8 protein-coding genes are annotated in these 14425 nt (G+C 73.4%); all 8 read right to left on the reverse strand.

Annotated features, from left to right (window positions below; all coding sequences use genetic code 11):
• Positions 1-144: 144 nt before the first annotated feature.
• The gene (locus tag ACFYZR_RS21030; RefSeq protein WP_391912396.1) at positions 145-4446 is read right to left on the reverse strand and encodes a ribonuclease E/G; all 4302 of its coding nucleotides are present in this window, start codon (positions 4444-4446) and stop codon (positions 145-147) included.
• Positions 4447-4665: 219 nt separating this feature from the next.
• Positions 4666-5445: a TIGR03936 family radical SAM-associated protein gene (locus ACFYZR_RS21035; protein WP_391912398.1), complete on the reverse strand. Its 780-nt coding sequence runs from the start codon at positions 5443-5445 to the stop codon at positions 4666-4668.
• A 155-nt stretch (positions 5446-5600) separates the two neighbouring features.
• Entirely contained in the window at positions 5601-7526 is a 1926-nt protein-coding gene (locus ACFYZR_RS21040; RefSeq protein ID WP_391912400.1) for a TIGR03960 family B12-binding radical SAM protein, read from the reverse strand.
• Between the two features lie 87 nt (positions 7527-7613).
• Complete coding sequence (locus tag ACFYZR_RS21045) at positions 7614-9203, reverse strand: CHAD domain-containing protein (RefSeq protein WP_391912402.1); 1590 nt, start codon at positions 9201-9203, stop codon at positions 7614-7616.
• A gap of 109 nt (positions 9204-9312) precedes the next feature.
• The gene (gene rodA, locus ACFYZR_RS21050) at positions 9313-10512 is read right to left on the reverse strand and encodes a rod shape-determining protein RodA (protein WP_391912404.1); all 1200 of its coding nucleotides are present in this window, start codon (positions 10510-10512) and stop codon (positions 9313-9315) included.
• A complete protein-coding gene (mrdA, locus tag ACFYZR_RS21055; RefSeq protein ID WP_391912406.1) occupies positions 10509-12740 on the reverse strand; it encodes a penicillin-binding protein 2 in 2232 nt (743 codons plus the stop codon). The genes rodA and mrdA overlap by 4 nt, the downstream gene beginning before the upstream one ends.
• Positions 12737-13450 carry a rod shape-determining protein MreD gene (gene mreD, locus ACFYZR_RS21060; RefSeq protein WP_391912408.1) on the reverse strand — a complete coding sequence of 238 codons (714 nt, stop codon included), beginning with the start codon at positions 13448-13450 and terminating at the stop codon, positions 12737-12739. The genes mrdA and mreD overlap by 4 nt, the downstream gene beginning before the upstream one ends.
• Positions 13451-13456: 6 nt before the next feature.
• Positions 13457-14389 carry a rod shape-determining protein MreC gene (gene mreC, locus ACFYZR_RS21065; protein ID WP_391912410.1) on the reverse strand — a complete coding sequence of 311 codons (933 nt, stop codon included), beginning with the start codon at positions 14387-14389 and terminating at the stop codon, positions 13457-13459.
• Between the last annotated feature and the right edge of the window lie 36 nt (positions 14390-14425).

Raw genomic sequence — 14425 nt, forward strand, 5'->3', positions numbered from 1 at the left:
GGCCGGGTTTGGCCCGGGGGTTACACCCCAAACCGTTACCCCCCCCGCCCCCGGGCCCGGGGGCGGCCCCCCCCCCCGGGGGCCCGCCCCCCCCCCCCCGCGGGGGCGGCCCCGCCGGGCCCCCCCCCCGGCGGGGTGGTGACTTCAGTCCTCCGCGGCGGGCTCGGCCGCCACGGCCTTCTTCGTCGTCCGCTTGGCGGGCGCCTTCTTGGCGGCCGTCTTGGTGGCCGCCTTCTTCGCCGTCGCCTTCTTGGCGGTGGTGGTCTTCTTGGCCGCCGCCTTCTTGGCCGTGGTCGCCTTCTTCGCCGGCGCCTTCTTGGCGGCCGTCTTACGGGCCGTCTTCTTGGCGGGGGCGGCCTCGGGCTCCGCGTCGGCCATCACCTCGACGTCGGCCTCGGCCACCACCACGGGCTCCTCGGCCGGCAGGGCCTCGGGCTCCGGCGCGGCGACGACGACCACAGCGGTGTCCTCGGCCCCGGCGGGCGAACCCGCCGGAGCGGACGCCTTACGGGTGGCACGACGGCGCGGACGGGCCGGGGCGGCCTCCTCGGCCACCGGCGCGGCGGCCTCGGGAGCGGCCTCGGGCTCGGGCTCGACGACCGGCGCGGGGGCCGCCTCGGGCTCGGGCCGCGCGGCGGGCTCGGCCGGGGCGGCCTTGACCACCACGACCTCCGCCTCGGCCGGGGCCTCCGGCTTCGGCGCGGACGCCTTGCGGGTCGCCCGGCGGCGCGTACGGCCACCGCGGCGGGCGGCCTCCTCGGCCTCGGCCGGGCTGCTGAACCACTCGTCGTCACCGCCGACCGTGGGCACCAGATCCGCCTCGGCCACCGTCACCGGCTCCAGCTCGGGCGCCTCGGCGGGAGCCTCGGCGACGGCCGGAGCGGCCTCGACGACCGGCTCGGCCGCGGCCTTGCCCTTCTTCTTGCCGCGCTTGCCGCCGACGGCACCGCCACCGCCGCCCACGGAGGTGGGCTGCTCCATGTGGACGATCACACCGCGACCGTTGCAGTGGACGCAGGACTCGGAGAAGGACTCCAGCAGGCCCTGGCCCACCCGCTTACGGGTCATCTGGACCAGGCCCAGCGACGTCACCTCGGCGACCTGGTGCTTCGTACGGTCCCGGCCCAGGCACTCCAGCAGGCGCCGCAGCACCAGGTCCCGGTTGGACTCCAGCACCATGTCGATGAAGTCGATCACGATGATGCCGCCGAGGTCGCGCAGCCGCAGCTGGCGCACGATCTCCTCGGCCGCCTCCAGGTTGTTCCTGGTGACCGTCTCCTCGAGGTTGCCGCCCTGACCGGTGAACTTGCCGGTGTTGACGTCGATGACGACCATCGCCTCGGTCCGGTCGATCACCAGCGAGCCACCACTGGGCAGCCAGACCTTGCGGTCCAGCGCCTTCGAGAGCTGCTCGTCGATCCGGTACGTGGCGAAGACGTCGACCTCGGACGTCCACTTCTGGAGCCGGTCCGTCAGGTCGGGAGCGACGTGCGAGACATAGCCGTGGATGGTCTGCCACGCCTCGTCACCGCTCACGATGACCTTGGAGAAGTCCTCGTTGAAGATGTCGCGGACGACACGGACGGTCATGTCCGGCTCGCCGTACAGCAGGCTCGGCGCGCTCGTCGAGATCTGCTTGGACTTCTTCTTGATGTCCTCCCACTGCGCCTGGAGACGCTCCACGTCACGGCGCAGCTCGTCCTCGCTCGCGCCCTCGGCGGCGGTGCGCACGATGACGCCCGCGTCCTCGGGGACGATCTTCTTGAGGATCTGCTTCAGACGCGCGCGCTCGGTGTCGGGCAGCTTGCGGCTGATGCCGGTCATCGAGCCCTCGGGCACATAGACCAGGTAGCGGCCGGGCAGGGAGACCTGGCTGGTCAGCCGGGCGCCCTTGTGACCGATCGGGTCCTTGGTGACCTGGACGAGCACGGACTGGCCGGACTTCAGCGCGGTCTCGATGCGGCGCGGGCCGTTGCCCATGCCGAGCGCCTCGAAGTTGACCTCGCCCGCGTACAGGACGGCGTTGCGGCCCTTGCCGATGTCGACGAACGCGGCCTCCATCGACGGCAGCACGTTCTGGACCTTGCCCAGGTAGACGTTGCCGACGTAGCTGGTGGCCTGCTCCTTGTTGACGAAGTGCTCGACGAGGATGTTGTCCTCGAGCACACCGATCTGGGTGCGGTCGCCGTGCTGGCGCACGACCATCACCCGCTCGACGGCCTCGCGGCGGGCCAGGAACTCGGCCTCGGTGATGATCGGCACCCGGCGGCGGCCCTGCTCACGACCCTCGCGGCGGCGCTGCTTCTTCGCCTCCATACGGGTCGAACCCTTGATGGACTGGACCTCGTCGAAGCCCGTGCCGCCCTCGGTGCGGGAGGCACGCTCGCGCGGCTCACGGACCTTGACGACCGTGCGCTCCGGCTCGTCGGCGCCCGGCTCGGCCTCCAGGGCCTCACCGCTGCGGCGACGGCGACGGCGGCGACGACGGCTGCCGGCGGACGAGAACTCCTCGGCCTCCTCGGTCTCGGCCTCCTCCTCGGCGGGCTCGGCGCCCTCCTCGGCCGGAGCCTCCTCCTCGGCGCCCTCGATCTCGGCGGCCTCGCCACGGCGGCGACGGCGGCCACCGCGACGACGACGGCGCGACGGGCGCTCGCCCAGCTCCTCGTCCTCGGCGACGGCCTCCTCGGCCTGCTCCTCCAGGGCCTCGGGCTCCTCCTCGACCGCCTCGGCGACCGGGGCGGCCGGGACCACCGGCTCGGCGGGCTCGCCGCGACGGCGACGGCGACGACGGCCGCGCTCCTCGACGACGGGCTCGGCGGCCTCCTCGGCCACGGGCTCGACGGCGGCCTCGGCCGCAGCGGCGGCGGCAGCGGTCTCCGGCGTCTGGAACATCGGCTCGGCGAAGACCGGCGCCTGGAAGACGGCCGTCGGCGGACGGACGGCGCGGCGGCGACGGCCGCCCTCGGGGGCCTCCTCGACCGGCGCGGCCTCGACCGCGACACGACGGCGCGTACGGCCGCCACCGGCGGGGGCCTGCTCGGCGGCCGGGGCCTCCTCGGCACCGGCGCTGCCGGCCGCTCGCGTGGCACGGCGACGCGTACGGGCGGGACGGGCCGGGGCCTCCTCGGCGACGGGCTCGGCGGCGGCCTCCAGGGCCTCCTCCGCCTCCTCCTCGGCCTCGACGACGACCTCGGCGGCCTGCGGGGCACCCGCCGGGGCGGTCGCCTTACGGGTGGCGCGACGGCGCGAACGGGCGGGGCGCGCCTCGGCGACGGCCTCGGGCGCCTCGGCCTCGGTCACGGCCTCCACGGCGGCGGGCACGACGGCCTCGGCCTCGACGACCTCGGCAGCCTGCGGCGCACCGGCCGGGGCGGACGCGCGGCGCGTGGCACGACGACGGGCACGGGCGGGGGCGGCGGCAGGCGCCTCCTCGACCTCGGCCTCGGCCTCGATCACGGCTTCCACAGCAGCGGGAACGACCGGCTCGGCCTCGACGACCTCAGCGGCCTGCGGCGCACCGGCCGGGGCGGACGCGCGGCGCGTGGCACGACGACGGGTACGAGCGGGGGCGGCGGCAGGCGCCTCCTCGACCTCGGCCTCGGCCTCGATCACGGCCTCCACAGCAGCGGGAACGACCGGCTCGGCCTCGACGACCTCGGCAGCCTGCGGCGCACCCGCCGGAGCGGACGCCTTACGGGTGGCGCGACGACGCGTACGAGCGGGCTCGGCGGCCGGAGCCTCCTCGGCCTCGGCAGCGGCGGCGACGGGCGCCTCCTCGGCGACCTGCGGCGCACCGGCCGGGGCCGTCGCCTTGCGCGTGGCACGGCGGCGGGTACGGGCGGGGGCGGCGGCAGGGGCCTCCTCGGCCGGAGCCGCGGCAGCCTCGGCGGGCGCGGCCTCGACGGCCGGCTCGGCGGCGGCCGGCTCGGCGGCCTGCGGCGCACCGGCCGGGGCGGTCGCCTTACGGGTGGCGCGACGGCGGGTACGGGCGGGGGCGGCGGCAGGCGCCTCCCCGACCTCGACCTCGGCCTCGACCTCGGCCGCAGCGGCGGGCGCCTCCTCGGCGGCGGCGCCCTCGGGCGCGCCGGCCGGGGCCGTCGCCTTGCGCGTCGCGCGGCGGCGGGTGCGGGCGGGCGTCTCCTCGGCCGGGGCGGCCTCGGACGCGGCCTCGGCCGGCTCGGCCGTGGTGGGCTCGGCGGCGGCCGTGGCGGCGGCGGTCTTGCGGGTGACGCGGCGGCGCGGGCGCGCCGGGGTCTCCGGGGCGGCGGCCTCGGCGGCCGGGGCCGGAGCCTCGGACGCGCCGGAGGTCACAGGCGACCCCGCGGGGCGGGACGCCACTCGGCGACGGCGGCGCGGCGGCAGCGTGTCGCTGGGCGAATTGTCATTGTTGTTGCCGGGAACGCTCTGCGCGCCCCCCGGCTCCGTGGGCTCATTGGATTCGAGCATGCGGGCGGTTCTCCCGTCACGCTCCCGGGCGCCGCGCCGGTCCGGCCACGACACCGCGTGATGAGCGCGGTACCGCGGCCCGGGGCGCGATCGCCGCACGGGAGCTGTAGTCTCGCTCGCCGGTTCCGAGTGTCCCGGCACCGGCGAAAGTCTCCTGGTCAGTGCGCCTGCCGGACCGGGTGGCTCCCTGGTGGCGCGGCGGCGCGGCGACGGCCGTCCTTACGCGGAACCTTCCGGCACCTGCTGCGCGGCGCCGGTACCGGCGGCCGTGGATGGGGCGGCCTGGGCGGCGTCGCGGTCGGGCGCGAGCGGGTCGGTCACCGTGCCGGACTCCTCATCGAGCAGCCCCTGCGCCAGCCTGGTCACCGCTGCGGGGACCGGCGGCGCCAGGTCGGCCACAGCGCGGAGACCGGACAGGACGTCGTCGGGTCGTACGGCAGGTGTCACGTGCCGAACAACCAGCCGCAGTATCGCACAGGCACCGTCGCCCGGCCTATCGGCCGGAGCGTCGAGGGCCTCGAGTCGGGACACGGCGCCACGTGCGTCGAAGGTCCGCAACCCGTTTTTGGTGCGGCGCTGGACGTCGACGGTCTCCGCGGCCAGGAAGGCCTCCACCGCGCGCCGGGCGTCCGCGGGCTCGACGCCGTCGAGGCGCAGCTCCCACACGGAGGCCTGGAGCCGGTCGGCGAAGGAGGAGGTGTGGGCCTCCACCGCGTCGACGATGTCGAGCCCGGCCGGCAGCGACTCGTCGAGGAGTGCCCGCAGGTGCGCGGGGTCGCGGACCTCGGCGAGCTGGATCTCCAGGTACTCGGCCTCGCTGCCCGTTCCGGTGGGGGCGGCGTTGGCGTAGGAGACCTTGGGGTGCGGGGTGAAGCCCGCCGAGTACGCCATGGGCACCTCGGCGCGCCGCAGCGCCCGCTCGAAGGCGCGCTGGAAATCGCGGTGGCTGGTGAACCGAAGGCGGCCGCGCTTGGTGTAGCGCAGTCGGATGCGCTGCACTGCGGGTGCGGGCGGCGGTCCTTCGGGCTGTCGCTTGCCCAGTGTTCTAGTCCTTCATTGAGTGCGGTCGTGCTGCTGCCCAGCGTACGCGCGCGGGCCCGGCCGTACGGGGGCGTACGGGCCTTGCGGCCCCGCACGCCCTCACCGGCTCCGGCTCACTTGACCACGGAGAGCGGCAGCAGCTTCTTGCCCGTCGGGCCGATCTGGATGTGGGTGTCCATCTGCGGGCAGACGCCGCAGTCGAAGCACGGGGTCCAGCGGCAGTCCTCGACCTCGGTCTCGTCGAGCGCGTCCTGCCAGTCCTCCCAGAGCCAGTCCTTGTCGAGACCGGAGTCCAGGTGGTCCCAGGGCAGGACCTCCTCGTAGGTGCGCTCGCGGGTGGTGTACCAGTCGACGTCGACGCCCTGCTCGGGCAGCGTCGCCTCGGCGCACTTCATCCAGCGGTCGTAGCTGAAGTGCTCGCGCCAGCCGTCGAAGCGGCCGCCGTCCTCGTAGACGGCGCGGATGAGGGCGCCGAGGCGGCGGTCACCGCGGGAGAGCAGGCCCTCGACGATGCCGGGCTTGCCGTCGTGGTAGCGGAAGCCGATGGAGCGGCCGTACTTCTTGTCGCCGCGGATCTTGTCGCGCAGCTTCTCCAGGCGGGCGTCGGTCTCCTCGGCGGAGAGCTGCGGCGCCCACTGGAAGGGGGTGTGGGGCTTGGGCACGAAACCGCCGATGGAGACGGTGCAGCGGATGTCGTTGGACTTCGACACCTCGCGGCCCTTGGCGATCACGTTCGTCGCCATGTCGGCGATCTGGAGCACGTCCTCGTCGGTCTCGGTGGGGAGGCCGCACATGAAGTACAGCTTCACCTGGCGCCAGCCGTTGCCGTAGGCGGTGGCGACGGTCCGGATGAGGTCCTCCTCCGAGACCATCTTGTTGATGACCTTGCGCATGCGCTCGGAGCCGCCCTCGGGGGCGAACGTCAGACCGGAACGGCGGCCGTTGCGGGTCAGCTCGTTCGCCAGGTCGACGTTGAACGCGTCGACGCGGGTCGAGGGCAGGGAGAGGCCGATCTTGTCCTCTTCGTACCGGTCGGCCAGGCCCTTGGCGACCTCGCCGATCTCGGTGTGGTCGGCGGAGGACAGCGACAGCAGGCCGACCTCCTCGAAGCCGGTCGCCTTGAGGCCCTTCTCGACCATCTCGCCGATGCCGGTGATGCTGCGCTCGCGCACGGGGCGCGTGATCATGCCGGCCTGGCAGAAGCGGCAGCCGCGGGTGCAGCCGCGGAAGATCTCCACCGACATCCGCTCGTGGACGGTCTCGGCCAGCGGCACCAGCGGCTGCTTGGGGTACGGCCACTCGTCGAGGTCCATGACGGTGTGCTTGGACACCCGCCACGGCACGCCCGACTGGTTGGGCACGACACGGGCGATACGGCCGTCGGGCAGGTATTCGACGTCGTAGAAGCGCGGGACGTACACGCCGCCGGTCTTCGCGAGGCGCAGCAGCACCTCGTCGCGGCCGCCGGGGCGGCCCTCGGCCTTCCAGGCGCGGATGATCTCGGTCATCTCCAGCACGGCCTGCTCGCCGTCGCCGATCACGGCGCAGTCGATGAAGTCCGCGACGGGCTCGGGGTTGAAGGCCGCGTGGCCGCCGGCGAGGACGATCGGGTCGTCGATCGTGCGGTCCTTGGACTCCAGCGGGATCCCGGCGAGGTCCAGGGCGGTGAGCATGTTGGTGTAGCCGAGCTCGGTGGAGAAGCTGAGGCCGAAGACGTCGAACGCCTTGACCGGCCGGTGGCTGTCCACGGTGAACTGCGGCACCTTGTGCTCGCGCATCAGGGCTTCGAGGTCCGGCCACACGCTGTAGGTGCGCTCGGCGAGGACGCCCTCACGCTCGTTGAGGACCTCGTAGAGGATCATGACGCCCTGGTTGGGCAGCCCGACCTCATAGGCGTCCGGGTACATGAGGCACCAGCGGACGTCGCACTCCTCCCACGGCTTGACGGTGGAGTTCAGCTCGCCACCCACGTACTGGATGGGCTTCTGCACATGCGGGAGCAGGGCCTCGAGCTGCGGGAAGACCGATTCGGCAGTCATCTGGGCGAACCTTCGTGAGCGGGCACAGTGCGACTCTCTAGCGTAACGTGCCGCGCGAGGAGCCCCGCCCGCCGCGATCACCGCAGGTCAGCGTAGGGAGACAGCCGAGATCCGCTCCGCCACCCGCTCCCACAGCCCCGGCAGCTCCCGCTCGTCCTGCTCGGCGCGGCGCTCCTCGCGCCCGTAGAGCACCCCGAAGGTGAAGGTGGGCTCGCCCGCTCCCTCCGCCTCGGCGGCGATCGCGCGCAGGGTGCCGCGGGCCATGACGCTGTCCTGGTGGTCGCCCAGCAGGGTCTGGACGGACTTCATCTGCTGGGCGAACCGCTTGGCCTCCTTGCCCAGCGCCGGGGTCGCCGCCTCGGCGGCGTAGCGGGCGCGTTTGGCGGCCTTGCGGGCGTCGTGGAGCGCGGTGTCGCGGTCGTGGCCGGGGGCGGTGGCGAGGGCGTGCTCGACGCGGCCGGCCAGCCGGCCGTAGTCGCGGAGCATCGCCTTGGCCAGCACGGCGCCCGGTGGTCCGGCGGCGGCCTCGCGCAGGGGCGGGTCGGCGAGGAGGGCGTCGAGGCGGTCGAGGAGGGTCAGGTAGCGGGCGCTGTCGAGCACGGCGGTCAGCCGTCTCCGGGAGCCTCTGCGGCCGGCTGTGGACCAGGTGCGCAGCCGGGCGCGGACGGGGCCTCGGACGAGGGCGCGCGGGAGTTCGTCGAGGCGTTCGCGCAGTCGTTCGGCGAGGACCTCGCGGTCGCGGTCGACGCCCAGTTCGGCGGCGAGCCACTTCAGCTCCTGGCCGAGCGGGTCGGTGGCCCGGCGGTCGAGGACCTTGCCGTAGCTGCGGAAGGAGGAGCGCAGGCGGCGGGTGGCGACCCTCATCTGGTGGACCGCGTCCTCGGTGCCGAGCCGGGCGCCGGGGTCGAGGGCGACGACGGCCTCGGCCTGTGCGCGGAGGAAGGCCAGGACGTGGTCGCCCGCGGGGGCCTTGGCTGCCGGGCCGGCGGCGGTGCGGCGCGGGGGCTCGCCCAGGCCGGTCTCGCGCAGCGCGCGGGCGAGTTTGCTGGGCGCCTTGGACGGTCTCAGGCCGGCCTTGCGCAGCAGGGGGTCGAGGGTGTCCAGCAGGGCGGGGTCGGCGCCCTCGGCGAGCTCGATCTCGATCTCGGTCCAGTGGGCGGAGGCCTTGGCGTCCGTGGTCCCGTCGGTGAGGTTCCCGTCGGTCAGGTTCCCGTCGGTGAGGCGGGTGGCGGTGACCGTGTCGGTGCTCGCCTCGGCCAGGAGCGTGCCGTCCTCGGCGAGCAGATGGCGGACCTCCCGGCGCGAGACGATCCGCATCAGGGGGGCCAGCGGGACGTCCCGGGTGCGGGAGCGGACCAGGGACGTGAGGGCGCGCGGTATCGCTGAGACAGTCAGGGGCGCGCGGGTCTCGTCCCGCGCCCCCGGAGTGGCCGGTTCGGCGACCGGGAGCTTGAGGTGCCAGCCCTCGTCCGGGCCGCCCGTGCGCCGCCGCAGGGTGATGCCGGCCGCGGCGAGCCGGCGGTCGGCGGTGTCGTAGTAGACGGCGTCGAGCTCGCGCACGCCCTCGTCGGTGACGGTCGAGACCGGCGCGGCCCCGCTCAGGTCCGGGAGCCGGGCCGCGCCCGTATCCTTCCCGGCTTCGTACTTCCGCTCGATCTCTCTCACGGTGTCCGCCATGACGCCGAATCTAGTGCGCGAACGGCGCGGGCGGCAGTCCCCTGCCGCCCGGCCGCGCGGAAACCGGCCGCTCGTACCGGCTGCTCGTACCGGCTGCTCGTACGGCCGGTTACGCGGAAACCGGCCGCTGCGCCTTGATCGACTGGAGCAGTCCCACCGCTATCCAGGCGGCGAACATCGACGACCCTCCGTAGGAGACGAACGGCAGCGGCAGTCCGGTGACGGGCATGATGCCCAGGGTCATGCCGATGTTCTCGAAGCTCTGGAAGGCGAACCAGGCGATGATCCCGGCGGCCACGATGGTGCCGTAGAGCTCGGTGGACTCCCGGGCGATCCGGCAGGCCCGCCAGAGGACCACACCGAGCAGGAAGACGATCGTCCCCGCGCCCACGAAGCCGAGTTCCTCGCCGGCCACGGTGAAGATGAAGTCGGTCTGCTGCTCGGGCACGAACTGGCCCGTGGTCTGCGAGCCGTGGAAGAGACCGGAACCGGACAGCCCGCCGGAGCCGATGGCGATCCGCGCCTGGTTGGTGTTGTAGCCGACGCCGGAGGGGTCGAGGGCGGGGTTGGCGAAGGCCGCGAAGCGGTTGATCTGGTACTCGTCGAGCACCCCGAGCTGCCAGATGAGGACGCAGCCGAGGACGCCGGTGCCCAGCAGGCCCGCGATCCAGCGGTTGGAGGCCCCGGAGGCGAGGAGCACGGCGAGCACGATCACCACGAGCACCATGACCGAGCCGAGGTCGGGCATCAGCAGGATGATCACGATCGGCAGCGCGGCCAGGCCGAGGGCCTGCATCACGGTCCGGTGGTCGGGATGGCGGCGGTCCCCCGCGTCGACCTTGCCAGCCAGCAGCATCGCCATCCCCAGCGCGATGGTGATCTTCGTGAACTCGGAGGGCTGGATGGAGAAGCCGCCGCCGAGCTGGATCCAGGAGCGCGCGCCGTTGATCGTCGCGCCCAGCGGGGTGAGCACGGCCAGGGTGAAGAGGCAGGAGATGCCGTAGAGGATCGGGACGGCGCCGCGCAGCGCCCGGTTGCCGACCCAGACCGTGGCGATGGCGATGGCCAGGCCGATGCCGGTGTTGAGCAGGTTGCGCAGCAGGAAGTAGTACGGGTCGCCCTGGTTGAGCTCGGTGCGGTTGCGGGTGGCCGAGTAGACGAGCAGGGTGCCGATGGCGGACAGGGCGAGGGCGGCGAGCAGTATCACCCAGTCGAGGCGGCGCAGCACGGAGTCGCGGGCGGTGAGACGGGACCAGGCGCCGCGTTCGGGGGTGAAGCGGCGGACCCGGTAGCCCTGGGCGGTGCTCATCGGTTCTGCTCCTCCCGCCGGGTCGCGGGCTCGGACGGGGTCTCCGGCGGAGGGGACGGGAGTCCGGTGTCCGCGGGGGACGCCGAGGGCGGGGGCGAGGCGCCGTCGGAGCTGGACGACGAGGGCGACGGCGGGGCCGTGGGGATGGGCTGTGCCTCGATGGTGCCGTCCTTCTCGATCTTGGGGAGTCCGCTCTCCGGGTGCGGCAGCAGCGCCTTGGAGTCGTCGACCTTGCCCTTCTCGTCGACGCCGTAGAGCGCGTTGTAGATGTTGCGCACGGCCGGGCCGGAGGCGCCGGAGCCGGTGCCGCCCTGGGCGATCGTCATGACGACCGTGTAGTCGGAGGTGTAGGTGGCGAACCAGGACGTGGTCTGCTTGCCGTAGACCTCGGCGGTGCCGGTCTTGGCGTGCATGGGGATCCGGTCCTGCGGCCAGCCCTGGAAGCGCCAGGCGGCGGTGCCCTTGGTGGCGACGCCGGCGAGGGCGCCGTCGATCTGGTCGCGCAGGGTGCGGTCGACGGGCAGCCGGCCGTGGGAGGCCGGCTTGATCTCCTGGACGCGCTTGCCGTCGGGGCTGATGACCGCCTTGCCGACGGTGGGGTTCCAGAGGGTGCCGCCATTGCTTATGGCCGCGTAGATGGTGGCCATCTGGATGGGGGTGACGAGGGTGTCGCCCTGGCCGATGGAGTAGTTGACGGAGTCACCGGCGCGCATCCGCATCCCGGACTCGCAGTTCTCCTTGGCGATCTTTCCGGCGTAGCTGTCGTCCTTGTCGCCCTGCTTGCACCAGACGTCCTTGTTGGCCTCCCAGTAGCGCTTCTTCCACTCGCGGTCGGGGACCCGGCCACGGACCTCGTTGGGCAGGTCGATGCCGGTCTCCTTGCCGAGCCCGAACTGGTGGGCGGTCTTGTAGAACCAGTCCGCCGGGTGCTGGGGCTTGTTGCCGCCGTCCTTCTGCCACTGCCGGTAGGCCAGGTCGTAGAAGACGGTGTCGCAGGAGACCTCCAGCGCCTGGCCGAGGTCGATGGCGCCGTAGCCCTTGGACTCGTAGTTCTTGAAGACCTGGTTGCCGATGCTGTAGGCGCTGGAGCAGTTGTAGTGGTCGGTGAAGCCGTAGCCGGCCTTGACGGCGGCGGTGGTGCTGATGACCTTGAAGATGGAGCCGGGGGCCGCCTGGCCCTGGATGGCCCGGTTGAGCAGCGGGTAGTTGGAGTCCTCGCCGGTGAGGGCCTTGTAGTCCTTGCCGGAGATGCCGCCGACCCAGGCGTTGGGGTCGTAGGTGGGGTTGGAGGCCATGGCCACCACCCGGCCGGTCTTCGACTCCAGTACGACGACGGCGCCCGCGTCGGCCTTGTAGTTGACGCCGGTGTTGCGGTCGAGCTCCTTGCGGGCGTCCTTCATCGCCTGGTCCAGCTCCCGTTCCGCTATGGCCTGCACACGGGCGTCGATGCTGGTGACGATGTTGGCGCCGGGGACGGCCTTGTCGCTCTTGGCCTTGCCGATGACGCGGCCGAGGTTGTCGACCTCGTAGCGGGTGACGCCCGCCCTGCCGCGCAGCTCGGAGTCGTACTGCCGCTCCAGCCCGGAGCGGCCGACCTGGTCGGAGCGGAGCAGCGGGGTGCGGGAGTCCTTGGCCTTGGTGATCTCGGCGTCGGTGACGGGCGAGAGGTAGCCGAGGACCTGGGCGGTGTTGGAGCCGCCGGGGCCCGCGTAGCGGCGTACGGCCGTGGGCTCGGCGGTGACGCCGGGGAAGTCCTCCTGGCGCTCGCGGATCTGGAGCGCCTGCTGGGTGGTGGCCTCGTCGGTGATGGGGATGGGCTGGTAGGGCGAGCCGGCCCAGCAGGGCTTGGGGGTCTTGGCGTCGCACAGCCGGACCTTGGCGGAGACGTCCTCGGGCTTGAGGTTCAGGACGCCCGCGAGGCGGGTGAGGACGGCCTTGCCCCGGTCCTTCATCTTCATCAGGTCGGTGCGGTTCGCGGAGACGACGAGCCGGGTCTCGTTGTCGGCGAGCGGCACGCCCCGGGCGTCGAGGATGGAGCCCCGGGTGGCGGGGGCGACGACCTGCTGGATGTGGTTGCTGGCGGCCTCGGCGGTGTACTGGTCGCCGTTGCGGATCTGGAGGTACCACAGGCGTCCGGCGAGGGTGAGCAGCAGCGAGAACACCAGGATCTGAATGACGATCAGCCGGATCGTGACCCGGGACGTCCGTCCCTCGGAAAGCGCGTTCACAGGCGCTTGACCCCCTTGAGCTTCGGCTGCCGGCGCCCGGCCCTCGGCAGCAGGCCGCCGTGCTGGACGCCGAGGCGGCCGCCCCGGCCGCGGCCGCCCAGCCGGTTCCTGCGGCTCATCCGGCCGACGCGGAAGCTGCCCTTGGTCGTCCGCCCGTACGCCCCGTCGCCGCCGCCCGCGACGGCCGTGCCGTCGCCGGCGAGCGGGTCGGAGACGGTACGGCGGGCCATGGCCATGACGAGCGGGACGACGAAGGGCGCGAGCAGCAGGTCGTAGCAGGCCGCGGTGGCCACCAGGCCGCTCAGGCCCACGTGGCGGGCGGCGGTGTCCCCGACGAGGGAGCCCACGCCCGCGTAGAGCAGCGTGGACAGGACGGCCGCGCCGACGACGGCGAGCATGGGGACGGTGGCCGAGCGGACCCTGCCGCTCTCCGGCCGGGCGAGGCCGACCAGGTAGCCGATGAGGCAGAGCACCAGGGCGTAGCGCCCGGTGGCGTGGTCGGCGGGGGGCGCGAGGTCGGCGAGGAGGCCCGCGCCGAAGCCGACGAGACAGCCGGTGGTGTGGCCGTAGACCAGGGCGAGGCCGACGACGACGAGGAGCATCAGGTCGGGCACCGCGCCGGGGAGGTGGAGCCGGGCCAGGACGCTCACCTGGACGACGAGGGCCACCACCACGAGCGCGGTCGAGAGCAGGATCCGGTTCAGGCGCATCGGTCTTCAGTCCTGGGGCTTGGCACTCGGGCTGGGGGTGACGGTGACGGTCACGGTGGGGGCGGGCTTGGGGGCCTCGGGCTTGGGCGGCAGCACGGCGTCGCGCGGGTCGTCGTGGGGCGCCTGGACGACGACGCCCACCAGGTCGAGCTTGCTGAAGCCGACGAAGGGGCGGACCAGGAGGGTGCGGGTGAGGCCGCCGCCCGCGGGCTCGACATGGGTGACCTCGCCGACGGGCACGCCGGCGACGAAGGGCTTGTCCCGGCTGGAGCCGAAGGTGACGAGGCGGTCGCCCTTGCGGACGGTGGCCTTGCCGTTGAGGAGTTCGACGCGCAGGGAGCTGTCGCCCTGGCCGTTGGCGAAGCCGATCTCGCCGGTCTTCTCCATGCGGGTGCCGACGGTGAACTTGGGGTCGCTGGCGAGCAGGACGGTGGCCGTGCCCGGGCCGACGGTGGTGACGCGGCCGACGAGCCCGTCGCCGTTGAGCACGGTCATGTCGCGGCGGACGCCGTCGTTGGCGCCGATGTCGATGGTGACCGTCCAGGAGAAGCCCTGCGCGGCTCCTATGGCGATGACCTGGGCGCCCTTGATGCCGTACTGGCCGCGGCCGGCGGTCTTGAGCATGGCGTCCAGCTCGCGGAGCCGGCCGCGGTTGCGGTCGTCGCTGCCCAGGCGCTGCTTGAGAGCGGTGTTCTCGCGCTCCAGCTCGGCGATACGGCTGCTGCGGTCCCCGGAGTCGCGGACGGCGGCGACGGCCTCGCCGACCGGGTCGACCGCGGCGGCGACGCCCTTCTCCACCGGTCCGAAGGCCGAGGCCGCCGCGTGGCGCACTCCGTCGAGCGGGGACTGCTCACCGCCGCGGATGTCGACCGTGATCAGCGCGAAGGCGATCGCGATCAGCAGGACCAGCAGCAGCCGGCTCTCTCGTGTGTCCCTCACGTGCGGCGGCGTGCCCTTCTCGTCGGACCGCCCGGC

The sequence above is a fragment of the Streptomyces sp. NPDC001678 genome (assembly GCF_042892945.1).
GTDB lineage: Bacteria > Actinomycetota > Actinomycetes > Streptomycetales > Streptomycetaceae > Streptomyces.

What these genes read in the sequence shown, in the direction of transcription:
- ACFYZR_RS21030 (WP_391912396.1), bottom strand. Translation starts at nt 4,446, where the DNA reads ATGCTCGAATCCAATGAGCCCACGGAGCCGGGGGGCGCGCAGAGCGTT.
- ACFYZR_RS21040 (WP_391912400.1), bottom strand. Translation starts at nt 7,526, where the DNA reads ATGACTGCCGAATCGGTCTTCCCGCAGCTCGAGGCCCTGCTCCCGCAT.
- ACFYZR_RS21045 (WP_391912402.1), bottom strand. Translation starts at nt 9,203, where the DNA reads ATGGCGGACACCGTGAGAGAGATCGAGCGGAAGTACGAAGCCGGGAAG.
- rodA (WP_391912404.1), bottom strand. Translation starts at nt 10,512, where the DNA reads ATGAGCACCGCCCAGGGCTACCGGGTCCGCCGCTTCACCCCCGAACGC.
- mreD (WP_391912408.1), bottom strand. Translation starts at nt 13,450, where the DNA reads ATGCGCCTGAACCGGATCCTGCTCTCGACCGCGCTCGTGGTGGTGGCC.